Genomic DNA, 22,618 nt, shown 5'->3' on the forward strand with positions numbered 1-22,618 from the left:
TTATGAGCAGAGGGACTTATGGGTGACGTGGGCGGCCGGGAGGCCGCACGGGGCGGCGGCAGCGGGCGGCCACGGCCCGGGGCGGAGCCGGACGGTGCGCGCGACGGTCGCCCGCCCGAGCCCGCCGGGCCGTTGGCGCACCGGGTGCCGGATCTCGGGGCGCTGGAACTGCTGCTCGCGGTGGCCCGGCTGGGCAGCCTGGGGCGGGCCGCCCGCGCGACCGGGATCACCCAGCCCGCCGCCAGCAGCCGGATCCGCTCCATGGAACGGCAGCTGGGCGTGGCGTTGGTGGAACGCTCGCCCCGGGGCTCCCGGCTCACCGACGCGGGCGCGCTGGTCACCGACTGGGCGCGGCGGGTGGTGGAAGCGGCCGAGGCGTTCGACGTGGGAGCGCAGGCGCTGCGCGGACGGCGCGACTCCCGGCTGCGCGTCGCCGCCAGCATGACGATCGCCGAATACCTCCTGCCCGGCTGGCTGATCGCGCTGCGCGCCCAGCGACCGGGCACCGCGGTCTCGCTGCTCGCGGGCAATTCCGGCATGGTCGCCGAGCGGCTGCTGACGGGTGCGGCGGACCTGGGCTTCGTCGAGGGGCTGCGGGTGCCGGAGGGCCTGGACGGCACGGTCATCGGCCACGACCGGCTGGTCGTGGTCGCGGCGCCGTCCCACCCGTGGTCCCGGCGGCGTACGGCGCTGACCGCGGCCGAACTCGCCGCCACCCCGCTGATCCTGCGCGAGCGCGGCTCCGGCACCCGCGAGGTGCTGGATGCCGCGCTCGCCGGGCACGGCGGGCTGGCCGAGCCGCTGCTGGAGCTCGCGTCCACCACCGCCGTGAAGTCCGCCGTCGTCAGCGAGGCGGCGCCCTCGGTGCTCAGCGAGCTCGCCGTCGGCGAGGAGTTGAGCGCCCGGCGGCTGGTGGAGGTCCCGGTCCACGACCTCCGTCTGGGACGCGATCTGCGCGCCGTCTGGCCGTCCGGGCAGCGTCCTGCGGGCCCCGCCCGGCAACTGCTGGGGTTGACGCGCGGGGCGTGATGCCGCGGGGATCCGGCCGGCGGGGCGGTCGGCCGCCGGCCGAGCGGCCGGCCCGCGGGAGCACGGGGCTCAGCGCGCCTCGGGTGCCACCGCGGGCCGCGGTCCCAGTCGCCCGAAGAGCGCCGACAGCACGATCGCCGTCAGGGCCGCCGCCGGCACCCCGCTGCCGAAGAGAGTGCGGGCCCAGTCCGGCAGCGGCGCGTACAACTGCGGGGCCAGGAGCGGCAGGAGCCCCGCGAGCAGGGTGAGGGCGACGACCGTCGAGGCGGCACGGTCGGCGAGGTCGGTGCGCCGGAGCATGTCGAGACCCATCGCGGCGATCACCGCGTAGATCACCAGGGCCGCGCCCCCCACCACGGCAGGCGGCAGCGCGGCGAGGAGCCGGGTCGCGGGGGCGAACACCCCGCACAGGATGAGCAGGACGCCGGCCGCTGCCGTCACGAACCGGCTGCGCACGCCGGTCAGTCGGACGATGCCGATGTTCTCCGCGCTGGTGACCATCACCGGCCCGCCGAGCAGCCCGGCGCCGAGCGTGGTGACGGCGTCCGCGCGAGCCGTGCGCGGCACATCGCGCGCCGGATCGGGGGTACGGCCCACCGTCTCGCAGTTGAGGACGGTCTGACCGGTCGCCTCGGCCAGCGAGGCGAGGGCGTAGACCATCAGCGGGAGGGCGGCGAGCAGGTCGAAGTGCGGGGTGCCGTAGGGCAGGAGGCGGGGCAGCGAGAACAGCGACTCGCCGGGGACGCTGCGGAAGGGGCTGCCGGTGAGCGCGGCGGTCGCGGTACCGGCGGCGATGCCGATGAGCACCGACAACTGCCGCCAGACGCCGCGCAACAGCAGGAAGCACAGGGTGGTGGCGGCGATGGTGACCAGCGCGAGCCGGCTGCCGCCGACCGCCATCGGGGCCGCGACATGCACCATGGTGATGCCGATGACCAGTACCGTCGTGCCCATCACCAGCGGGGGGAAGAGCCGTACGAGCCGTCCGTACAGCGGCAGTACGGCCAGCAGCAGCGCGGCCGCGAGGAGGACGGAGCCCGAGGCGGTGGCCGGGCCGTGCTCCTGGGCGATCCGCAGGAAGACGGCGACCGCCGCGCCGCCCGGCAGCATCATGAACGGCAGTCGGGCGCCGGTGCGCAGCACGCCGAGGGACTGCAGCAGCGCCCCGGCTCCGCACAGCACCAGCGTCGCGGTGAGCAGCGACGCGGTGCGGTCGGCGGACAGCCGCAGCCCGCCGGCCATCAGGAAGACCGTGGAGACGGGGGCGGCGATCATCGCCAGGACGTGCTGCGCGGCGAGCGGCAGCAGCCGGCCCGGCGGCAGCCGCTCGTCCACCGGGGCGACGTCAGGCCCGCGCTCGGGCGCGCCCATGGCTCACACCTGCCGCTTCAGCCAGGGAAGTTGCCCGGCGTCGTAGCGGTAGGCGCGGAAGACCGCGTTGTTCAGGGAGGGGAAGAGCGCGCCGATCTCCGGCTCTCGGTAGCTGCCGAACTGCGGGACGACGTACTCCCAGCAGAGCGTGCCCTGCGCGGTCACCTCGAAGATCCGGCCGGCCGGGGAGTCGGTGATGAGGGTGTTGCCGTTGGGCAGCCGCTGCGCGCTGCCCATGAACGGCGCGAAGAACGCCTCCCGCGCCGGGTCGTGGTACTCCCACACCACTTTCCCCGACGGCCGCTCGACCTCGATGACGCGGGAGTAGGGGACGTCCACGCCGGGCCGGAAGACGCCGTTGTCGAAGATCAGGATGTTGCCGTCGGCCAGCTCGGTGGGGTGGTGCTGCTGGGAGACCAGCCCCGGCTCGGTCCGCCAGAGGACCTCACCCGTCTCCCGGCTGATGACGATCACGGCCGAGACGCTGCGCAGACTGGCGAGGACGTTGCCGTCGGCCAGCGGGAACACCGAGTTGATCAGCGGCCAGTGCTCGCGGGAGTAGTCCGGGTGCAGCGCGTACTCCTCCGGATCGAGATGGTCGCTCACCCGCCAGGACCAGAGCAGACGGCCGTCGGCGTCCACCTCGCGGATGGTGTCGGCGTGGACCGTGCCGCCCGGCTCGGAGCCGGGGACGCCGCCGCGCACCGCCGCCGCCCGCGCGCCGGTCAGCGGCTCCAGGGCGGTGTAGAGGATGCGGCCGTCGCCGTAATGGTGCGCGTCGTGGTGCTGGAGGGGGTCGGTGAAGGAGCGCAGCACCGTGCCGTCCGGGGCGATCTCCTGCATCAGCCCGCCCCGGTACTTGTGCCACATCGGGAACAGGGCGTCCTGGTCCGGGAGGGTGGCGTTGTAGGCGAGGTTGCCGTTGGGCAGGATGCGGGCGTGCCGGCCGGGGCGGTGCGGCAGCTGCCAGCGGTGCGCGACCGTGCCGTGCACATCGATGAGCAGCACCTCACCGTCACCGGTCAGCGGCGCGTAGAGGGTGTAACCGCCGTGGCCGGCCTGCTCGTCGAGCGCGATCAGGCCGGTGCCCCGGCGGCGGCGTGTGTTTTGATCGACTGTGGTCATCATTCCCCTTGTCAAACTTTGTTTGATGGGATCAAACAGCCTAGACGTTAGAAACGTCGTGTTGCAGCCCTGTGAACGCAGCAATAAGGAGTGACGGATGAGTGCACCGCAGGACACTCCGCAGGACGGAGCGGGGCAGGCGCCCCGGGTCGGTGCGGAGGTGCGCAGGCGGCGCCGCGCCCAGGACATGACGCTGGCCGCGCTCGCCGGCGCGACCGGTCTGTCGGCGCCCTTCCTGAGCCAGGTCGAGAACGACCGGGCCCGCCCCAGCATGCGTTCCCTCCAGCGGATCGCCGACGCCCTCGGCACCACCGCGGTACAGCTGCTCGCCGCCTCCGACGGGCCGCGCACGGTCGATGTGGTCCGTGCCGGCTCGGCGTCCGTGCCCGAGGACGGCGACCGGGGCAGGGTGCGGCCCCTGGTGCGCGGCCGGCAGCAGCTGCACGCCCTGGAGTTCACCGGCCGGCACGACTGGCAGCGCGAATTCCGGCACCCGCACGACGAGTTGATGTACGTCATCGAGGGGGCGGTGGAGGCGGAGGCGGACGGTGACCGCCACCGGCTGGGGCCGGGCGACACCCTCTACTGCTCCGGGGGCGTCACCCACCGCTGGCGGTCCCTGGTGCCCGAGAGCCGGGTCCTGCTGGTCGGGGTCGCGGACGACTTCCGCGGCTGAGCTCCGGCCGGTGCGGCCGGGCCCGCCGTCACGGCTTGACCGCGACCACCGCACCGTCCGCGCCGGGGCCCTCGAAGCGCACCGTCGTGACGTCCACGAACCCGGCGTCCGCCAGCCACCGGCCGTACTCCGCCGCCGTGTAGTTCCGCCCCCAGGTGCTCACCAGCATGTTCAGGCTCATCAGCGCCGGCAGCAGCGGCCCGTCCTTGCTGTCGTCGACCAGCAGTTCGCTGATCAGGATCCGGCCGCCGGACGGCAGCGCGGCGAAGCACTTGGCGAGGATCAGCCGGCCGGTCTCCTCGTCCCAGTCGTGCAGGATCTGCGAGAGCAGCACCGCGTCGTGTCCGCCGGGCAGTTCGGCGTCGTGCAGGAAGTCGCCCGGCACACAGGCGATACGGTCCGCGAGCCCGGCCGCGGCGACCCGCTCGCCGGTCAGTTCGCAGACGAACGGCAGGTCCAGGACGGTGCAGCGCAGGTCGGGGTGGGCGCGGCACAGTTCGATGTCGTACGCCGCCCCGCCGCCGCCGACGTCCAACAGCAGGTGCACCGGGGAGAAGTCGTACGCGGCGGCGAGCGCGCGGGCGCTGGTGGCGGAGAGCGCGTACATGCTCTTCCAGAAGGTCGCGGTCAGCACCGTGTCCTCCGGATCGAACATGGACTCCTTCGCCGCGGGGTCGAAGTTGGTGGGGGAGTCGGTGCGCAGCGACTCCTCCAGCCGCATCCAGCCGGTGTAGCGGCGGTCCAGGGAGAGCACGGCGTCGCCGAAGTAGTCCGGCCGGCCGCGCACCAGATACTCCTCCGCCTCCGGGGTGTTGGCGTAGCCGTCGCCCACGCGGCGCAGCAGGCCGAGCGCCGCGCAGGCGGTGAGGAGCAGCTCGGCCGGGCGCTCGGCGAGACCGTTGCGGGCGGCGACCTCGACGGCGGTGGCGCCCGGCGCCGCCGACAGCTGGGAGAACAGGTCCAGCCGGGTCGCCTCGGCGAGCGCCTTGGCGGCCCACACTCCGGTGGCGATCTTCATCAGGCGCTTCGGTGACCGGTGGTGCGGCATCGGGCTCCTCGCGATCCTGGCACGCCGCCGACGGCCGTGCCCCGGTCCCAGTGGATCAGCCGCGCGCCGCCGTCACCAGTGCGTCCATCACCCGCGTGTCGTCCCCGGCCTCCGGGTGCCACTGCACGGCGAGCGCGAAGCCGTGGTCCTCCGGAGGCAGCTCCACCGCCTCGATGGTGCCGTCCGGCGCGTACGCGGAGGGAACCAGCCCGCTGCCGAGCCGGTCGATCGCCTGGTGGTGGTACGTCGGCACGGACACCGGCTCGGGCAGTGCCTTGCTCAGCTGTGTCCCGGGGACCGGCTCGATGTCGTGCCGGCCGAAGACGCCGGGCGGCCCGGTGTGTCCCTCCAGGTGCTGGAGGAGGGTGCCGCCCCGCGCCACGTTCAGCAGCTGGAGCCCGCGGCAGATGCCCAGCAGCGGCAGCTCCCGCTCCAACGCGGCCTCGATCAGCGCCAGTTCCCAGGCGTCGCGTTCCACCGCGGGCGGCCCGGTCCTGGGGTGCGGCTCGGCGCCGTAGCGGGCCGGTTCGACATCCGCGCCGCCGGCGATCACCAGGGCGTCCAGCCGGGCGACGGCCGCCGCGGCGGTGGCGGGGGCGTCGGGCGGCAGCAGCGCCGCCAGCCCGCCCGAGCGCTGCACCAGCCGGTGGTACCCCGCGGGCAGCACCGCCGCGGGCAGGGTCCACACCCCCCACCGGGCCTCCTCCTGGTAGGTGCTGATGCCGATGAGGGGCTGGGACATCGGTGGTCCTCCGTGCGTCCGTACAGGGTTCGGTCGGGACCGGCCGGCCGCCGCGGCCGGTCGGCGTCAGTCGCGTGCGAGTTCCGCCTCGGCCTCCGCCAGTGCCGCGAACTCCTCCTCGGGCGCCGCGGCCACCAGCCGGTGCCGGGAGTAGCAGGCGAAGTAGACGATGGCCACGGCGTACACACCGAGGGCGATGAAGGCGGCCTCCTTGTCGACCAGGAACGTCGCCACCAGCGCGGAGCAGGCCAGGACGAACGCGATGGACGAGGTCCACATGCCGCCGGGAGTGCGGTACGGGCGGTGCAGACCGGGCTCGCGGCGGCGCAGCACGAGGTGGGAGAGCGACATCAGGGCGTAGGAGATGGTCGCGCCGAAGACCGCGACATTGAGCATCCGGGCGCCGTCGCCGGTCGCCGCGGCGAGCCCGAAGCCCAGCGCGCCGGGGACCAGCAGGCCGAGGTAGGGCGCCTTGCGGCGGCTGGTGAGGGACAGGAAGCGGGGGAGGTAGCCGGCCCGGGAGAGCGCGAAGAGCTGCCGGGAGCCGGCGAAGATCAGCGAGAAGAAGGACGCCACCAGACCGGCGAGGCCCGCGTAGTTCACGATCCGGCTGATCGTCGTCGGCTTGCCCTGCGGCTGTAGTGCCTGCACCAGCGGGTCGCCCACGGACTGGATCGCGGCGGACCCGCGGGCCCCGGTCGCGGCCACGAAGGTGATCAGCGCGAGCAGGAGCAGCACGCCCATCGCGGCGGCCATCGCCTTCGGCAGGACCCGGGCCGGATCCTTGGTCTCCTCCGCGGCCAGCGGCACTCCCTCGATGCCGAGGAAGAACCACATGCCGAACGGGAAGGCCGCCCAGATGCCCAGAATGCCGAACGGCAGCCAGGAGTTGGCGCCGAACGCGCCCTCCTGGACGGGTATGTCGTTGAGGGTGTCCACATGGAAGTCGGTGAACGCCGCCAGGGCGAAGACGACCAGGGCGGCGACCGCGACGGCGGTGACGATCAGGCTGAAGCGCAGCGCCTCGCCCACGCCCCACAGGTGGATCCCGATGAAGATGACGAAGCAGGCGAGGTAGACCGGCCAGCTGGAGTGCAGGCCGAACAGGCCCAGCGACTCGACGTAGTCCCCGATGAAGATGGAGATCGCGGCGGGCGCCAGCACGTATTCGATCAGGATGGCGGTCCCGGTCAGGAAGCCGCCCCAGGTGCCCAGGGCGCGCCGGGCGAAGCCGTAGCCGCCGCCCGCCGTCGGCAGGATCGAGGCCAGCTCGGCCAGCGCGAAGACCAGGCAGGTGTACATCAGGCCCATCAGCACGGCGGCGATGGCCAGGCCGCCGAAGCCGCCCTGCGCCAGGCCGTTGTTCCATCCCGAGAAGTCACCCGAGACGACATAGGCGACACCCAGGCCGGTCAGCAGCAGCGGACCCGCGCTGCCGCGCCGCAGGGTCCGGCGCTCCAGGTAGGTGTCCCCGGGCGGCCCCGAGCCGGCCGTGGACGGGTCGGGCGGTGCGGTGTGCGCGTCGGTGCTGTCGGCCATGAGCCGCTCCTGCCTCGCCGAAGGAATCCGGAGTAAAGGTTTAGCCGCATACCTTTGCTGTCCTGCCGCGTCGGCGCAAGACCCATGCGTAAAAGACTTGTTACGCCGTGGGCGCGGTGAGGAATCCGCGCAGCAGCGCGGCGGTGCCGCAGCAGTGCTCGCGCATCACCTCGCGGGCGCCGTCGGCGTCGCCCTCCAGCACCGCCTCCACCAGCGCGGAGTGCTGGGTCTGGGAGTGCTCCAGGTTCCGCACCAGCAGCGGGATGCAGTCCAGCAGATCGTTCACGCCCGCCCGTACCGCCGCGTACTGGGCCGCGAGCGAGGGCGAGCCGGACAGCTCGGCGAGGGTCAGATGCAGCAGGGTGTCGAGCCGGCGGTAGTCGGCCAGCGGGGCGTCCTGCGTCGCCGCGAGCGCCGAGCGCAGCCGGTCGGCCCCTTCCGCGGACAGCCCGTGCGCGGCGCACAGCCCGGCCGCCCCGACCTCCAGCACCTCCCGGAAGCGGAGGGTGTCCTCGACGTCGATCTTCCCGATCCGGCGCCGCAGCTCGGCCTCGCCCGGGTTCTCCGTGCGCACGCGGACGAAGGTGCCGCCGTAGCGGCCGCGCCTGCTCTCCACCATGCCCTCGTCCTGGAGCACCTTGAGCACCTCGCGCAGCGTCACCCGGCTGATCTGGAGGCGCTCGGCCAACTCCCGCTCCGCGGGCAGCCGTTCCCCCTGCGGCACCAGGCCGAGCCGGACGATCTGGAGTATCTGCTCCAGGGCCTCCTCGAATCCGTTGCCGGCCCGCACGGGTCGCAGCACCGGCGCCAGCCGGTCCGCCGCACCGTCCATCGGAACCCCTTCCCAATCAATGGTTCGTGTGCCTACCTTATGACCTCCGGATGCAGTGACAGGAGGCAACACCGTGGCAGATCGCACGCCCCCACTCTCCGTCGAGGAACTGAGAGTCCTCGTCGACGCCGGGGAGATCGACACTGTCGTCCTCGCCTTCACCGATATGCAAGGCAGGCTCCAGGGCAAGCGGTTCGCCGCCCGCTACTTCCTCGACACCGTCCTGGAACACGGCACCGAGGGCTGCAACTACCTCCTCGCCGTGGACGTGGACCTCAACACCGTCGAGGGCTACGCGATGTCCTCCTGGGAGCGCGGCTACGGCGACTTCGCGATGCACGGCGACACCGCCACCCTGCGCCGCACCCCCTGGAACCCGGGCACCGCCCTGATCACCGCCGACCTGGCCTGGCACGACCGCTCGCCGGTCGTCGCCTCCCCCCGCCAGATCCTGCGCCGCCAGCTCGACCGGCTGCGCGAGGCGGGCCTGGAGCGCACCGGGAGCGGCTGGAGCGCGTACGCCGGCACCGAGCTGGAGTTCATGCTCTTCAAGGACACCTACGAGGACGGCTGGTCGCGCGGCTACCGCGACATGAACCCGGCCAACCAGTACAACGCCGACTACTCCGTGCTGGGCACCGGCCGCGTGGAGCCCGTGCTGCGCCGCATCCGCAACGAGATGGGCGCGGCCGGCATGACCGTCGAGTCCGCCAAGGGTGAGTGCAACCTCGGCCAGCACGAGATCGTGTTCGTCTACGACGAGGCGCTCACCACCTGCGACCAGCACAGCATCTACAAGACCGGGGCCAAGGAGATCGCCGCGCAGGAGGGCATGTCGCTCACCTTCATGGCGAAGTACGACGAGCGGGAGGGCAACTCCTGTCATATCCACCTCTCCCTCCAGGACGACGAGGGCCGGCCCGTACTGGCCGACGACGACGGCCCGTACGGCATGTCGTCGACCATGCGCCACTTCCTCGCGGGCCAGGTCGCCGCGATGCGGGACTTCACGCTCTTCTACGCCCCCAACATCAACTCCTACAAGCGCTTCCGCCCCGGCTCCTTCGCGCCCACCGCGGCCGCCTGGGGCCCGGACAACCGCACCTGCGCCCTGCGGGTCATCGGCCACGGCCGCTCGCACCGCCTGGAGAACCGCCTGCCCGGCGGCGATGTGAACCCCTACCTCGCGGTGGCCGCGATGGTCGCGGCCGGCCTGTACGGAATAGAACACGAGCTGGAACTCCCCGAGGCGACCACCGGCAACGCCTACACCGGCGACGCCGCGCACGTGCCCACCACGCTGCGTGAGGCCGCCGAGCTGTGGGAGAACAGCCCGATCGCCCGTGCGGCCTTCGGCGACGAGGTCGTCGACCACTACCGCCACATGGCCCGTGTCGAGCAGAACGCCTACGACGCGGCCGTCACGGACTGGGAGCGCTTCCGCTCCTTCGAGCGCATGTAAGGAACCACACGTGTCCGATGGTCTGCACGAGCTGAACATCATCAACCCGGCGACCGAGGAGGTGGTGGCCACCGTCCCCACCACCTCCCCCGCCGAGGTCGACGCCGCGGTCCGGCGGGCCACCGCCGCCCAGCCGAAATGGGCCGCCCTCGCGCCGGGCGAACGGGCCCGGATACTGCGCCGGTTCGCCGACGTCGTCGAGGCCAACATCCGCCCGCTGGCCGAGCTGGAGCTCCAGGAGGCCGGCCACCCGCTGGGCAACGCCGAGTGGGAGGCGGGCAACGTCCGCGACCTGCTGCACTACGCCGCAGGGGGAGTGGAGCGCCTGACCGGCACCCAGATCCCGGTCGCGGGCGGACTGAACATCACCCTCCAGGAGCCGCTGGGCGTCGTCGGCGTCATCGCCCCCTGGAACTTCCCGATGCCGATCGCCGCCTGGGGCACCGCCCCCGCGCTCGCGGCCGGTAACGCCGTCCTGCTCAAGCCTGCCGAGACCACACCGCTCACCGCCCTCCGGCTCGCCCAGTACGCGCTGGACGCGGGGCTCCCCGAGGGGCTCTTCCAGGTGCTGCCGGGCGAGGGGCCGGTCACCGGCACCGCGCTCGTCGACCACCCCGGCGTCGCCAAGATCGTCTTCACCGGGTCCACCGCCACCGGCCGGGGCATCGCCGCCCGCTGCGCGGAGCAGACCAAGCGGCTGACCCTGGAACTCGGCGGCAAGAGCCCCAACATCGTCTTCGCCGACGCCGACATCGAGGCCGCGGCCGCCGCCACACCGGGCTCCTTCCTCGACAACACCGGACAGGACTGCTGCGCCCGCAGCCGCATCCTCGTCCAGCGCCAGGTCTACGACCGCTACATGGAACTGCTGGAACCGGCGGTCAAGGCGTTCGTGGTCGGCGACCCGGCGGACCCGGCGACCCAGATGGGACCGCTGATCTCCGCGGCCCAGCGCGAGCGCGTGCGGTCCTACGTACCCGAGGACGCCCCCGCCGCCATCCGCGGCGAGGCGCCCGCGGGCAAGGGCTTCTGGTACCCGGCCACCGTCCTGGAGGGGCGGCCGGAGGACCGTACGGCCATCGAGGAGATCTTCGGGCCGGTCGCCGTCGTCATCCCCTTCGACGACGAGGCCGACGCGGTCCGGATCGCCAACGCCACCGACTACGGCCTCTCCGGCTCCCTGTGGACCCGCGACGTCAGCCGCGCGATCCGCGTCTCGCGTGCCGTCGCGGCCGGCAACCTCTCCGTCAACTCCCACAGCAGCGTGCGCTATTGGACCCCCTTCGGCGGGTTCAAGCAGTCCGGACTCGGCCGCGAGCTGGGCCCGGACGCACTGTCCGCCTTCACCGAGACGAAGAACGTCTTCATCAGCACCGAGGAGCACTGAAGTGACCGACCCGACCCTCCCCGCGCCCTCGGCCGAGACGGCCCCCGTGTGCCGCCGCCTGGTCGGCCGCACCGCAGTGATCACCGGAGCCGGCAGCGGGATCGGCCTGGCCACCGCCCGCCGGCTCGCCTCCGAAGGCGCCAACATCGTCTGCGCCGACATCGACGACACCGCGGGCAAGGCGGCCGCCGACGAGGTCGGCGGCACCTTCGTCCAGGTCGACGTGACCGACGCCGAGCAGGTCGAGGCGCTCTACCGGACCGCCTTCGAGACCTACGGCTCGGTCGACATCGCCTTCAACAACGCCGGCATCTCGCCCGCCGACGACGACTCGATCCTCACCACCGGCCTGGACGCCTGGAAGCGGGTCCAGGAGGTCAACCTCACCTCGGTCTACCTCTGCTGCAAGTACGCCCTGCCCTACATGCGCGACCAGCGGCGCGGCTCCATCATCAACACCGCCTCCTTCGTCGCCGTGATGGGCGCTGCCACCTCGCAGATCAGCTACACCGCCTCCAAGGGCGGCGTGCTGTCGATGTCCCGCGAACTGGGCGTGCAGTTCGCCCGCGAGGGCATCCGGGTCAACGCCCTGTGCCCCGGGCCGGTCAACACCCCGCTGCTGAAGGAGCTGTTCGCCAAGGACCCGGAGCGGGCCGCCCGTCGCCTGGTGCACGTCCCGGTCGGCCGGTTCGCCGAGCCGGAGGAGATCGCCGCCGCGGTGGCCTTCCTCGCCAGCGACGACTCCTCCTTCGTCAACGCCGCCGAATTCCTGGTGGACGGCGGGATCGCCGGTGCGTATGTGACGCCCGTCTAGGCCCGGCTGGGTAAAGTCACCCGACGCGCCACACCGGAAGACCACCCGCACCACACGCACCACGCAGAACCGCACACGCAGAACCGCACACGCACAACCGCACCACGCATGACGGGACCGGCGCCGAAAGGTGCCGGTCCCGCCGCTTCCCGCTGTTGACCGCCCCCGGACATCGGAGCATCCATGCGCAACAGGCGCGCCCTCACCCTGGGCCTCACCCTCACCGCGCTCCTCGCCGGCAGCGTGCCGGCCACCGCGGCCGCCTCCCACCGTGCGGCGCCCGTCCAGGGCACCCCCGCGGCCCGGAACGCCACGCACTGCCCGCAGCTCTCCAAGGACCTGACGTGGTACGGCCACAACCGGGCCAAGCTGCAACGCACCATCGACGAGCGCGGCACCTGCGGCAACCCCGGCCTCGCCGACGGCCACGGACGTGCCCCCGTCGCCGCGTTCGACTGGGACAACACCATGACCAAGAACGACGTCACCGACGCGACGATCGACTGGTCCCTGCTGCACGACAAGATCCTGCGCCCCGCACGCTGGCGCGACACCAGCAAGTGGCTGACCCCGGCGGCCGACCGCGCCCTGACCGCGGCCTGCGGCACCTCCGTACCGGTCGGCGCACCGCTGCCCACCTCCACCGACGCCGACTGCGCCGACGAGATCCTGGAAATCCGCGGCGAAGCCAGGACCATGGGAGGAGAGGAAGCCTTCGCCGGCACCTGGAACCACCGGCACACGGTGCCCGAATACGCCTGGGTGCCGCAGCTGTTCGCCGGTCACACCGACGCCGAACTCCGCTCCTACGCCGCCGCCGGGCGTAAGGCCGCGCTCGCCGCGCCGGTGGGCAGCACCCAGAAGATCGGCACCCACACCGTCCCCGCCTACGTGCGCTACTACGCCCAGCAGAAGGACCTGGTGCGCACCCTGCGGCGGGCCGGCTTCGACGTCTACATCGTCTCCGCCGGGTCCGAGCCGGTCACCGAGGTGTGGTCGGAGTCGGTCGGCTTCGACCGGGACCACACCATCGCCATCCGCAGCCTGCTCGACCACGGCAAGATCACCTACGGCATGCAGGGCTGCGGCGACGTCCCCGACTCCAAGGGCGAGGCGATCCCGTACATCGACGGCAAGCGCTGCTGGATCAACCAGGAGATCTTCCACATCAAGGGCGCCGAGGCATGGCGCCTGCAGGACCCCGCGCACCGCATCGCGCTCGGCGGCGGCGACGCCGACACCGATGTGACGTTCGTGAACGACGCCACCGGCGCCCACCTGGCCATCAACCGCAACAAGAACGAACTGATGTGCCGCGGCTACGACAACGCCGACGACCGCTGGGTGGTCAACCCGATGTTCATCGAGCCGCTGCCCCGCAAGTCCGGTAGCTACCCCTGCGCCACGGCCGCCTACATCAACACCGACGGCGTCCTCGGCCCGGTGCGCCGCCCCGACGGCACCGTCGTGCCCGACCAGCGCGACCGCATCCACGGCTGACGGCGACGGGCCGCGCCGGCCACCACCGGCGCGGCCCGGCCGCTCACAGGAAGGTGTGCCCCTCGCCGCGGTACGTCGGCACCGTCTCCACCACCCGGTCCCCGTCGATCAGATGCAGCGCGGCGAAGCGCTCGCACAGCTCACCGGCCTTCGCGTGCCGGAACCACACTTTGTCGCCGATCCGCAGCGTGTCGGCGGCCGGCCCCAGCAGCGGGGTCTGTACCTCGCCGGGCCCCTCCTGCGGGTCGTAGGACAGCCCCGCCGGGAGGTACGGCACCGGCAGCCGGTCGGCCCCCGCCGCACCCGACGCCGGATACCCGCCGCCCAGTACGGTCACCACCCCCGGGCCGGGCCGGCGCACCACCGGCTGGGCGAACAGCGCCGCCGGACGCCCGCTGAACGAGCGGAAGTTGTCGAACAGCCGCGGCACGTAGAGCCCCGACCCGGCCGCGATCTCGGTGACCGCCGCCTCCGCCGCCGTGTGCTGCACGCTGCCGGTGCCGCCGCCGTTGACGAACTCCAGCCCCGGCGCCACCGCCCGCACCGCCCGCACGGCCTCCCAACGCCGCTGCGCCAGCTCCTTGCGGGCCGCCGCCTGCATCACCCGGATGGCCCGTGAGAAGACCGGCTTGCCGGCCACCTCGTCGCCCACACCCGCCACATGCCCCTCGTAGGCCATCAGGCCCACCAGCCGGAAGCCGGGGCGGCGCGCCACGGTACGTGCCAGCGCGGCGAGTTGGGCGGGAGCGCGCAGCGGTGAGCGCCGGGCTCCCACCCGCACCTTTCCGCCCAGCACGCGGTAGGAGGTGTCCAGTTCCAGACAGACCCGCACCTCCTCGCCACCGCCGGCCGGCCGGGCCGCGTCGATCAGCTCCAGCTGCACCGGGTCGTCGACCATCACCGTCACCGACCCGGCGAGCTTCGGGTCGGCGGTCAGCTCGGCGTATCCGGCCCGGTCCGCCGACGGGTACGCCAGCAGGATGTCGGTGAAGCCCGAGCGTGCCAGCCACAGCGACTCACCCAGCGTGAAGCTCATGATTCCCGCGAAGCCGTCCCGTGCCAGCACCCTCTCCAGCAGTGCCCGGCAGCGCACCGATTTGCTCGCCACCCGGATCGGCTTGCCCTTCGAACGGCGCACCAGATCCGCGGCGTTGGCGTCGAAGGCCGGCAGATCGACGACTGCCAGCGGGGCGTCGAGGTGGGCGGTGGCCCGGGAGTAACGGGCTTTGTCGCCATACGCGTCGGCGGGGTACTGGGGCATGGCCGCAGCCTGCCAGAGACGCCTACCACTGGGTAGGGGGAGGGATCGCGACAGAGTGGACACAGGGTTGGAGGAGCGGCCGCACCTGCCCGTAGAGTGGCCGGACGTCACAACCAGCAGGTCAGTGGCGTGATGTCCGGATACGAACCACCCTGCCCCCATTGCGGATCGCGGCGGGGACACGGCGCGAGGGGGAGCGCGGGTGAGCACCGACGCCGATTACGCCGACGCGCACCGCGTCCCGCCCATACCCCCGCAGCCTCCCCGGCGGCCCGCCACCCCCGACGAGGACCCGCAGACCACGGTCCTGCGCCCGGTGCCCGCCGACCCGTCCGTCCCGCCGCCGCCGGCCGCACCGCCCGCGACCGCGCCGCCCGCGCCGTCCGAGCCCCCGCGCGGCACGGCCCCCGCGCCTCAGGCTGCCGCCCCCGCCGCTCCGCCCCGCCCGACCGTGCCGCCGCCCGTGCCGCCCCGCCCCCGGGTCGAGTCGCCCGCGGACCGGCCCGCCGCGCCGCAGGCCCCCGCGGGCCGCCCCGCCTCGTTCCGGGACACCGCCGCCTTCCACCTGGCCAACAGTCAGGAGCTGTGGGGTGGCGGCCGTGACTCCCGCCCCGCCGCCGACCCGCAGCCCGCTCCCCGGCGCTCCGCCGCCCCGCCCGCCGGGCCGGGCGCCGCTCCGCCGCCCCCCGCCCCCGAGCGCCCGACCGAGGCGCCCTGGCCGCGAACGCCTCTTCCGCCGCAGGGAGTTGCCCCGGCACCGGGCATGCCGGGCATGCCGGCCGTGCCGCCGAGCCGTCCGTCCGCGGGCCGCGGGCCCGGCGGGCGCGTGCTCGCCTCGGTGGCCTGTCTCGTGCTCGGCGTCGGCCTCGTCTTCGGCGCGTTCGCCGGGAGTTGGCTCACCGAGGGCGCCGAGGTGCCCCCCACCGCGGAGGCCGCGTTCGACAAGGGTCACGACGTCTGGCACGCCACCCCCGTCGACACGCTCTTCCCCCGCGTCCTCAACGGCCTCGGCCTCGGCCCAGGCGGCGCCGACCGCCGCTGGACCAGGATCGCCGTCGCCCCCGACAGCGGCTGCACGGGCGGCTTCGACCCGCAGCTCGCCAAGGCGCTCGCCCCGGCGGGCTGCGGCCGCCTGCTGCGCGCCACCTACCTCGACGCCACCCGCAGCCACGTCATCACCGTCGGGGCGCTGACCACCAAGGCGGACCGGACCGCCATGCTGGCGCTCAACACCCGCTTCAGCACCGGCGGCCTGGGCAGCCGCACCGACCTGATGCCCCTGCCGTACGCCGCCAAGGGCACCCCCGCCGCGGACTTCGGGCCCGACCAGCGCACCAGCTGGACGGTGCGGATCCTCACCGACGTACCCGTCGTCGTCTACGCCGTCTCCGGCTTCGCCGACGGCCGCAAGGTCACCGACCCGCAGTCCGCCGAGGAAGCGGTCCGGGAAGGGGTCACGACCGCCCCCGGCGAGTCCGGTCTCGGCCACGACGCCAAGAACATCGCGGACCGGGTGGAGGCCGCCTTCCGCAAGGCGGCGGGCGTCCCCACCCAGGCAACGGAGGAGTCGCCGTGACCAAGGCCCTGCTGCGCGGCACTGCGCTCACGCTGGCCTCCGCCGGACTCGCCGTGCTGCCCGCCGTCCCCGCCCGTGCCGCCGACGGCATCCGCGTCCAGGAGTGGGCCCTGGAAGCCGTGCACGCCCAGGACGCCTGGCGCACCACCAAGGGCGACGGGGTCACCGTCGCCGTCCTCGACACCGGCGTGGACGCCAACCACCCCGACCTCAAGGGACAGGTGCTGCCGGAGACCGACCTCGTCGGCTTCGGCGCCGGGCCCGGCGACCGGTCCTGGGCGCAGCACGGCACCGCCATGTCCGGCATCATCGCAGGTCACGGCCATGGCGCCGGTCGAGGGGACGGCGTTCTCGGCATCGCCCCCGAGGCGAAGATCCTGCCGGTCCGGGTGATCCTCGAAGACAGCGACCCGCAGCGCAACCGGGCCCGCACGGAGAAGGCCGGGGCGCTCGCCGACGGCATCCGCTGGGCCGCCGACCACGGCGCCGACGTCATCAACCTCTCCCTGGGCGACGACAGCGAGTCCGCCCACCCCGAGCCGCGTGAGGACGCCGCCATCCAGTACGCGCTCGGCAAGGGCGTCTCCGTCGTCGCGTCCGCGGGCAACGGCGGCAAGAACGGCTCCCCGGCCTCGTACCCCGCCGCCTACCCGGGCGTCATCGCGGTCACCGCCGTCGACCGCAAGGGTGCCCGCGCGCCGTTCTCCACCCGCCACTGGTACGCCACGGTCTCCGCGCCCGGCAGGCAGATCGTCATCGCCAACCCGGACCGCACGTACTACGAGGGCTGGGGCACCAGCGCGGCGGCCGCCTTCGCCTCCGGCGCCGTCGCCCTGATCCGCTCCGTACACCCGGACCTCAGCCCGGCGCAGGTCCGCCGGCTGCTCACCGACACCGCGCAGAACGCCCCCGAGGGCGGACGCGACGACGACTTCGGCGCCGGCCTGATCGACCCGGCCGCCGCCATCAAGGCCGGCCGGAGCCTGAAGCCGACCCCCCAGAAGCCGGCGGCCGCCGCTTACACACACCGCTATTTCGGGCCCGGCCCGACCGCCGAATCCGAGGACACCGGCAGCATTCCCTGGCTCCCCTGGACCGCCGGAGCCGCAGGGATCGCCCTCCTGGCCACCGCCGCGGTCCTCTGGCGCGCCCGCCACCGCTGACGGCCCCCGGAGGCCCCACCGGACCCCGGCACCTCCAGCCGTCCGCCCAGGGCCGAGCAGATAGGCTCGACCGGTGCAGAAGAACATCCCCGACCCCGGCTTCTCCGACGACGACGGCTCCGCGGATCCCGCGCTCGCCGCCGCCCTTTCGGCCTACGCCACCGACCGCGGCGCCGAGGCGCAGCTGCTGTCGGCCCTGGCCGGCGCGCGCGTGCTCGTCCCCGTGGTGGCCGTACTGGGAGAGACCGAGACCGGGCCGGACGGGCTGCGGCGCGAGAAGACCAGCGATATGGCCGTCCCCACCCTCCAGGCCCCGGACGGCCGCCGCGCACTGCCCGCCTTCACCTCGATGGAGTCCCTCCAGCGCTGGCGCCCGGACGCCCGCCCCGTGGCCGTACCCCTCCAGCAGGCGCTGCTCGCCGCTTCGCACGAGAAGGCCGACACCGTCGTCCTCGACCTGGCGGGCCCGGTGACCTACCAGCTCACCGGCGCCGCCCTGCGGGCCCTCGCCGAGGGCCGGACCAGCGCGGACCCGCTCACCGACCCGGCCGTCGCGGACGCGCTGCGCGCCCTGCTCGCCGCCGAGCCCGGCGTCCTTGTCGCCCATCTCGCCCCCTCCGAGGAAACCGACGCCACCCTCGCCCTCGGCCTGGCCCCCGACGCCGATACCGGCGAGGTGGCCCGGCGCCTGGCGCGGTCGCTGGCAGAGGACGAGGTGCTGCGCGACCGCCTCGTCCGCGGCCTTGACCTGGCCCTTCTGCCGCCCGGCGCCGGCGCGGCGGAGAAGCCCCTCTACCGCCGCTGACGCACCGGGCACCGCTCGCGGATCTCCCCGCGCGGCCCTCCTCGCCAACGGGCGCGTTCGCCTCCTCGGCCGCACAATCTCCAGGAGAGCTCAAGATCCACGCGAGGAGGGCCCCACATGGAGACCACCACGGAGACCCGCACGCTCGTAACGGAATTCCTCGGCACGCTGCTCCTGGTGTTGTTCGCCGTCGGCTCGGCAGTGCTGGCGGGCGAGTACATCGGCACCTTCGGCATCGCCCTGGCCTTCGGCTTCACCATGCTGGCACTGGCCTATGCCCTCGGCCCGATCTCGGGTTGCCACATCAACCCCGCGGTGACCCTCGGCATGCTGCTGGCCCACCGCATCACGCTCCGTGCCGCGATCGAGTACTGGATCGCCCAGGTGGTCGGCGGCATCGTCGGCGCCGCCGTACTGTTCCTGATCGCCAAGCAGGTGCCCGGTCTGGCCACCGACGGCGCCTTCGGCACGAACGGCTGGGGCGACCGCTCCGCGGTGAACATCAACCTCGGCGGCGCGTTCGTCGCGGAGATCGTGATGACCTTCGTCTTCGTCTTCGTCGTGCTGGCGGTGACCCACAAGGTGGCCGTCATCGGCTTCGACGGTCTGCCCATCGGCCTGGCACTGGCCACCGTCCACCTCTTCGGCATCCCGCTTGACGGCACCTCGGTGAACCCGGCGCGAAGCATCGGCCCGGCCTTGTTCGCGGGCGGCGCGGCCATCACCCAGCTGTGGCTGTTCATCGTCGCGCCGCTGATCGGCGGCGCGCTGGCGGCCGTGGTGCACCAGATCACCCATCCGCCGCTGGAGCCGCGCGTCGTCGCGGACAAGGCGTCCCCCGACGAGCCGAAGCCCGGCGCACGGGCCTGACGGGCCCGACACGGGCCCGGGCCGGCTGCTCTCTGTGCGCGCTCCGCTCCCCGCATGCAAGGAGCCCCGGCCGTGGCGGCCGGGGCTCCTTTGCTGGGTATTTGCTGGGTATTGTGCCGGGCATTTCGCCGGGTATGACGCCGGCGGATCAGCCGTGGACGGGCCCGGTGTACTTCTCGCCGGGGCCCTGGCCGGGCTCGTCGGGGACGACGGACGCCTCGCGGAAGGCCAGCTGCAGGGACTTCAGCCCGTCCCGCAGCGGCGCCGCGTGGTACGAGCCGATCTCGGTGGCGCTGGCCGTGACCAGCCCCGCCAGTGCCTGGATGAGCTTGCGTGCCTCGTCCAGGTCCTTGTGCGCCTCGCCCTCCTCGGCGAGACCGAGGTTGACCGCCGCCGAGCTCATCAGGTGCACCGCGACCGTCGTGATCACCTCGACCGCCGGCACATCCGCGATGTCACGGGTCATCGCGTCGAAGTCCGGCTCCGCCGGGTTCGAGGCGTCGGGCTGCTGCTGCGGGGTCTGGTCGCTCATGTCTTCGGGCTTCACTTCCTGCTGAGGGGATCGCGTCCAGACTATGGCCCGCGCCTCCCGGCCCCGCGTCCGGGACTACGGTGCCTCGTGGAGCCCCGTGGATCGGCCTCCCCACCGGCACACGAGTGGGTATCGCTCCTGGACTCGTGTATTCTGGTGCTCCGACCGGCCGGACACTCATGTGACCGGCCCACAAGTGGAGGCTCCGATCTCCCACCCGCACCGACCTCCGGGCCGGCGGGTCAACGGTCTGGCTGCGCCCCGCGGAGACATTCGCGGCGGTGCTCCTGAACCTTTTACGGAGCCCCGCCTGTGTCCCGTCCGGGGCGTTTTTCATGTACCGGCGCGGTTGGTCACACCGAAACAGACGTTACGCGGCAGTCCGCCAGGCCGTCGCGTGGTGCTACCGAGGAGGATCCATCAGCGCCGAGCCCCGCATCAACGACCGGATTCGCGTCCCTGAGGTGCGACTCGTCGGTCCCAGTGGCGAGCAGGTCGGCATCGTGCCGCTTGCCAAGGCCCTGGAGCTTGCGCAGGAGTACGACCTCGACCTGGTCGAGGTGGCGGCGAACGCACGTCCGCCGGTCTGCAAGCTCATGGACTACGGAAAGTTCAAGTACGAGTCGGCCATGAAGGCCCGTGAGGCGCGCAAGAACCAGGCGCACACGGTCATCAAGGAGATGAAGCTCCGGCCGAAGATCGACCCGCACGACTATGACACCAAGAAGGGTCACGTCGTCCGGTTCCTCAAGCAGGGTGACAAGGTCAAGATCACGATCATGTTCCGTGGTCGCGAGCAGTCCCGCCCCGAGCTGGGCTTCCGTCTGCTGCAGCGGCTCGCGTCCGACGTGGAGGACCTCGGCTTCATCGAGTCGAATCCGAAGCAGGACGGCCGAAACATGATCATGGTCCTCGGTCCGCACAAGAAGAAGACCGAGGCGATGGCCGAGGCCCGCGAGGCGCAGGCCGCCCGCAAGGCCGAGCGCCAGGGTGGAGTTCCCGCGGAGCAGTCCGTGGAGGAGCCCGCCGAGGAGCCCGCCGAGGCGTGAGCCCGGGCGTGAGCCCCGGATTCACGCCGGGGTCTCGCCCCGGAACACCAACCACAACATCTGACGCTCCCGCAGGCCGGTTTTCCGGTGGGGGCGCCACTGACGAGGAGAGAACGGCGCATGCCGAAGAACAAGACGCACAGCGGTGCCAGCAAGCGTTTCAAGATCACTGGCTCCGGCAAGGTGATGCGCGAGCGCGCCGGCAAGCGCCACCTGCTCGAGCACAAGTCGTCCCGCGTGACGCGTCGCCTCACCGGCAACGCCGAGATGGCCCCGGGCGACGCCGCGAAGATCAAGAAGCTTCTCGGCAAGTGAGTCCCGGCGCCCCGCCGACGGCCGGGGCGCAGGACTTGAGGACCGGGACCCAATCGAACCGGGCCGCGTGAGGACAACCGCGGCCCCGCTACAAGGAGTTAACAAGTGGCACGCGTCAAGCGGGCGGTCAACGCCCACAAGAAGCGCCGGGCGATCCTCGAGCAGGCCAGCGGCTACCGCGGCCAGCGCTCGCGCCTCTACCGCAAGGCGAAGGAGCAGGTCACCCACTCCCTCGTCTACAACTACAACGACCGCAAGAAGCGCAAGGGCGACTTCCGTCAGCTGTGGATCCAGCGCATCAACGCCGCTGCCCGCGCCAACGGCATGACGTACAACCGCTTCATCCAGGGTCTGAAGGCCGCCAACGTCGAGGTGGACCGCAAGATCCTGGCCGACCTCGCGGTGACGGACGCCAACGCGTTCGCCGCGCTGGTCGAGGTTGCCCAGAAGGCGCTTCCGAGCGACGTCAACGCCCCGAAGGCCGCCTGAACACCGGCCTGACGACGTGATGACGCGGACCCGCAGGCCCCGGCCTGCGGGTCCGCCGCCGTTTGCCGGACCGCGTGGCCTGCGCCAGGCCGCGGTCCGCCCGCACAGAACGAAAGAAGCGAGCCGCCGCCCATGGGCACCCCCGAGCTGATCTCCCCGCGCTCCCCGCGAGTCGCCGCCGCCCGACGGCTGGCCCGCCGCGCCTTCCGCGGCAAGGAACGCCGGTTCATCGCCGAGGGTCCGCAGGCCGTACGGGAGGCCATCGCGCACCGCGTCGAGGGCGAGCCCACGCTCATCGAGCTCTTCGCGACCGTCGAGGCCGCCGAGCGGCACACCGAGATCATCGCGGCGGCCCACGCGGCCGGGGTACGCGTCCACCATGCCGACGACCGGACGGTCGCCGACATCTCCCAGACGGTCACCCCGCAGGGCCTGCTCGGCGTCTGCCGGTTCCTGGACTCGCCGTTCGAGGAGATCCTCGCCGCCCGCCCCCAGCTGATCGCGGTGCTCGCCAACGTCCGTGACCCCGGCAACGCCGGTACGGTCCTGCGCTGCGCGGACGCCGCGGGCGCCGACGCCGTGGTCCTGACCGACGCCTCCGTGGACCTCTACAACCCCAAATCCGTCCGGGCCTCGGTCGGTTCGCTCTTCCATCTCCCGGTCGCGGTGGGCGTGCCGGTCGAGCGGGTGATGGACGGACTCCGGGCCTCCGGGGTGCGCCTGCTGGCCGCCGACGGTGCGGGCGACCGCGATCTGGACGGCGAGCTGGACGCGGGCGCCATGGGCGGGCCCACCGCCTGGATCTTCGGCAACGAGGCCTGGGGCCTGCCCGAGGAGACCCGCGCGCTCGCGGACGCCGTGGTCCGGGTCCCCATCCACGGAAAGGCCGAGAGCCTCAACCTCGCGACGGCCGCCGCGGTCTGCCTGTACGCCTCGGCGCGTGCCCAGCGCACCGCCGGCGGCTGCCGCTCCGTGTCACCCGCCTGAGGGGCGTCCGGCGGATCTTCGCGGCGCATCCGAACCGAGCTAGTAG

The 22,618-nt window shown here is 73.0% G+C and carries 22 protein-coding genes; 14 read left to right on the plus strand and 8 right to left on the minus strand.

The features are described 5' to 3' along the window. The first annotated feature begins 18 nt into the window (after positions 1-18). Positions 19-1,029, plus strand: coding sequence for a LysR family transcriptional regulator (locus QOM21_RS29425; RefSeq protein WP_407554033.1), 1,011 nt, complete (start codon positions 19-21; stop codon positions 1,027-1,029). A 69-nt stretch (positions 1,030-1,098) separates the two neighbouring features. Here the strand turns inward: QOM21_RS29425 and QOM21_RS29430 are convergent, their stop codons facing one another. Next, on the minus strand, positions 1,099-2,400 hold the full coding sequence (locus QOM21_RS29430; RefSeq protein WP_407554034.1) for a uracil-xanthine permease family protein: 1,302 nt from the start codon (positions 2,398-2,400) through the stop codon (positions 1,099-1,101). A gap of 3 nt (positions 2,401-2,403) precedes the next feature. Beyond that, on the minus strand, positions 2,404-3,525 hold the full coding sequence (locus QOM21_RS29435; RefSeq protein ID WP_407555904.1) for an arylsulfotransferase family protein: 1,122 nt from the start codon (positions 3,523-3,525) through the stop codon (positions 2,404-2,406). 97 nt (positions 3,526-3,622) lie between these two features. Here QOM21_RS29435 and QOM21_RS29440 point away from each other — a divergent pair, with 97 nt between their 5' ends. Beyond that, on the plus strand, positions 3,623-4,201 hold the full coding sequence (locus QOM21_RS29440) for a helix-turn-helix domain-containing protein (RefSeq protein ID WP_407554035.1): 579 nt from the start codon (positions 3,623-3,625) through the stop codon (positions 4,199-4,201). A gap of 28 nt (positions 4,202-4,229) precedes the next feature. Here QOM21_RS29440 and QOM21_RS29445 read toward each other — a convergent pair whose 3' ends face one another. The 4 genes from QOM21_RS29445 to QOM21_RS29460 all read right to left on the minus strand — a co-directional run bounded on the left by QOM21_RS29445 (position 4,230) and on the right by QOM21_RS29460 (position 8,362). Next, positions 4,230-5,249: a methyltransferase gene (locus QOM21_RS29445; protein ID WP_407554037.1), complete on the minus strand. Its 1,020-nt coding sequence runs from the start codon at positions 5,247-5,249 to the stop codon at positions 4,230-4,232. Positions 5,250-5,304: 55 nt separating this feature from the next. Continuing rightward, positions 5,305-5,991 carry a gamma-glutamyl-gamma-aminobutyrate hydrolase family protein gene (locus tag QOM21_RS29450; RefSeq protein WP_407554038.1) on the minus strand — a complete coding sequence of 229 codons (687 nt, stop codon included), beginning with the start codon at positions 5,989-5,991 and terminating at the stop codon, positions 5,305-5,307. Positions 5,992-6,057: 66 nt separating this feature from the next. Beyond that, positions 6,058-7,530 carry an ethanolamine permease gene (gene eat, locus QOM21_RS29455; RefSeq protein ID WP_407554039.1) on the minus strand — a complete coding sequence of 491 codons (1,473 nt, stop codon included), beginning with the start codon at positions 7,528-7,530 and terminating at the stop codon, positions 6,058-6,060. Between the two features lie 100 nt (positions 7,531-7,630). Next, on the minus strand, positions 7,631-8,362 hold the full coding sequence (locus QOM21_RS29460; RefSeq protein ID WP_407554041.1) for a FadR/GntR family transcriptional regulator: 732 nt from the start codon (positions 8,360-8,362) through the stop codon (positions 7,631-7,633). A gap of 73 nt (positions 8,363-8,435) precedes the next feature. Between QOM21_RS29460 and QOM21_RS29465 the strand changes: the two genes are divergently transcribed. The 4 genes from QOM21_RS29465 to QOM21_RS29480 all read left to right on the plus strand — a co-directional run bounded on the left by QOM21_RS29465 (position 8,436) and on the right by QOM21_RS29480 (position 13,525). Next, a complete protein-coding gene (locus QOM21_RS29465) occupies positions 8,436-9,824 on the plus strand; it encodes a glutamine synthetase family protein (RefSeq protein ID WP_407554043.1) in 1,389 nt (462 codons plus the stop codon). 10 nt (positions 9,825-9,834) lie between these two features. Continuing rightward, on the plus strand, positions 9,835-11,211 hold the full coding sequence (locus QOM21_RS29470; RefSeq protein WP_407554044.1) for an aldehyde dehydrogenase family protein: 1,377 nt from the start codon (positions 9,835-9,837) through the stop codon (positions 11,209-11,211). 1 nt (position 11,212) lies between these two features. Beyond that, on the plus strand, positions 11,213-12,025 hold the full coding sequence (locus tag QOM21_RS29475; protein ID WP_407554046.1) for a 3-oxoacyl-ACP reductase: 813 nt from the start codon (positions 11,213-11,215) through the stop codon (positions 12,023-12,025). 183 nt (positions 12,026-12,208) lie between these two features. Continuing rightward, positions 12,209-13,525 (plus strand): haloacid dehalogenase-like hydrolase, encoded by a 1,317-nt coding sequence (locus QOM21_RS29480; RefSeq protein ID WP_407554048.1) that lies wholly within the window; start codon positions 12,209-12,211, stop codon positions 13,523-13,525. 43 nt (positions 13,526-13,568) lie between these two features. Here the strand turns inward: QOM21_RS29480 and QOM21_RS29485 are convergent, their stop codons facing one another. Beyond that, complete coding sequence (locus QOM21_RS29485) at positions 13,569-14,786, minus strand: amino acid deaminase/aldolase (RefSeq protein WP_407554050.1); 1,218 nt, start codon at positions 14,784-14,786, stop codon at positions 13,569-13,571. 202 nt (positions 14,787-14,988) lie between these two features. Here QOM21_RS29485 and QOM21_RS29490 point away from each other — a divergent pair, with 202 nt between their 5' ends. The 4 genes from QOM21_RS29490 (at position 14,989) to QOM21_RS29505 (ending at position 19,200) form a co-directional block, all read left to right on the plus strand. After that, positions 14,989-16,362 (plus strand): hypothetical protein, encoded by a 1,374-nt coding sequence (locus QOM21_RS29490; RefSeq protein WP_407554051.1) that lies wholly within the window; start codon positions 14,989-14,991, stop codon positions 16,360-16,362. After that, positions 16,359-17,525 (plus strand): type VII secretion-associated serine protease mycosin, encoded by a 1,167-nt coding sequence (gene mycP, locus QOM21_RS29495; protein ID WP_407554052.1) that lies wholly within the window; start codon positions 16,359-16,361, stop codon positions 17,523-17,525. The genes QOM21_RS29490 and mycP overlap by 4 nt, the downstream gene beginning before the upstream one ends. Before the next feature lie 73 nt (positions 17,526-17,598). Continuing rightward, a complete protein-coding gene (locus QOM21_RS29500; protein WP_407554053.1) occupies positions 17,599-18,330 on the plus strand; it encodes an SseB family protein in 732 nt (243 codons plus the stop codon). Positions 18,331-18,447: 117 nt separating this feature from the next. Then, positions 18,448-19,200 carry an aquaporin gene (locus QOM21_RS29505; protein ID WP_407554054.1) on the plus strand — a complete coding sequence of 251 codons (753 nt, stop codon included), beginning with the start codon at positions 18,448-18,450 and terminating at the stop codon, positions 19,198-19,200. A 148-nt stretch (positions 19,201-19,348) separates the two neighbouring features. Here QOM21_RS29505 and QOM21_RS29510 read toward each other — a convergent pair whose 3' ends face one another. Further along, positions 19,349-19,732: a DUF1844 domain-containing protein gene (locus QOM21_RS29510; RefSeq protein WP_407554055.1), complete on the minus strand. Its 384-nt coding sequence runs from the start codon at positions 19,730-19,732 to the stop codon at positions 19,349-19,351. Positions 19,733-20,067: 335 nt separating this feature from the next. On the opposite strand from QOM21_RS29510, the gene infC reads away from it, so the two are divergent. From infC to QOM21_RS29530, 4 genes are all read left to right on the plus strand, one after another. Next, positions 20,068-20,781 (plus strand): translation initiation factor IF-3, encoded by a 714-nt coding sequence (gene infC / locus QOM21_RS29515; RefSeq protein WP_393894303.1) that lies wholly within the window; start codon positions 20,068-20,070, stop codon positions 20,779-20,781. Between the two features lie 120 nt (positions 20,782-20,901). Further along, positions 20,902-21,096 carry a 50S ribosomal protein L35 gene (gene rpmI / locus QOM21_RS29520; protein WP_361161105.1) on the plus strand — a complete coding sequence of 65 codons (195 nt, stop codon included), beginning with the start codon at positions 20,902-20,904 and terminating at the stop codon, positions 21,094-21,096. Between the two features lie 105 nt (positions 21,097-21,201). Beyond that, positions 21,202-21,585, plus strand: coding sequence for a 50S ribosomal protein L20 (gene rplT / locus QOM21_RS29525; protein ID WP_052857680.1), 384 nt, complete (start codon positions 21,202-21,204; stop codon positions 21,583-21,585). 132 nt (positions 21,586-21,717) lie between these two features. Continuing rightward, the gene (locus tag QOM21_RS29530; RefSeq protein WP_407554056.1) at positions 21,718-22,572 is read left to right on the plus strand and encodes a TrmH family RNA methyltransferase; all 855 of its coding nucleotides are present in this window, start codon (positions 21,718-21,720) and stop codon (positions 22,570-22,572) included. Positions 22,573-22,618: the final 46 nt, after the last annotated feature.

The organism is Streptomyces sp. Pv4-95 (genome assembly GCF_045782725.1).
GTDB lineage: Bacteria > Actinomycetota > Actinomycetes > Streptomycetales > Streptomycetaceae > Streptomyces.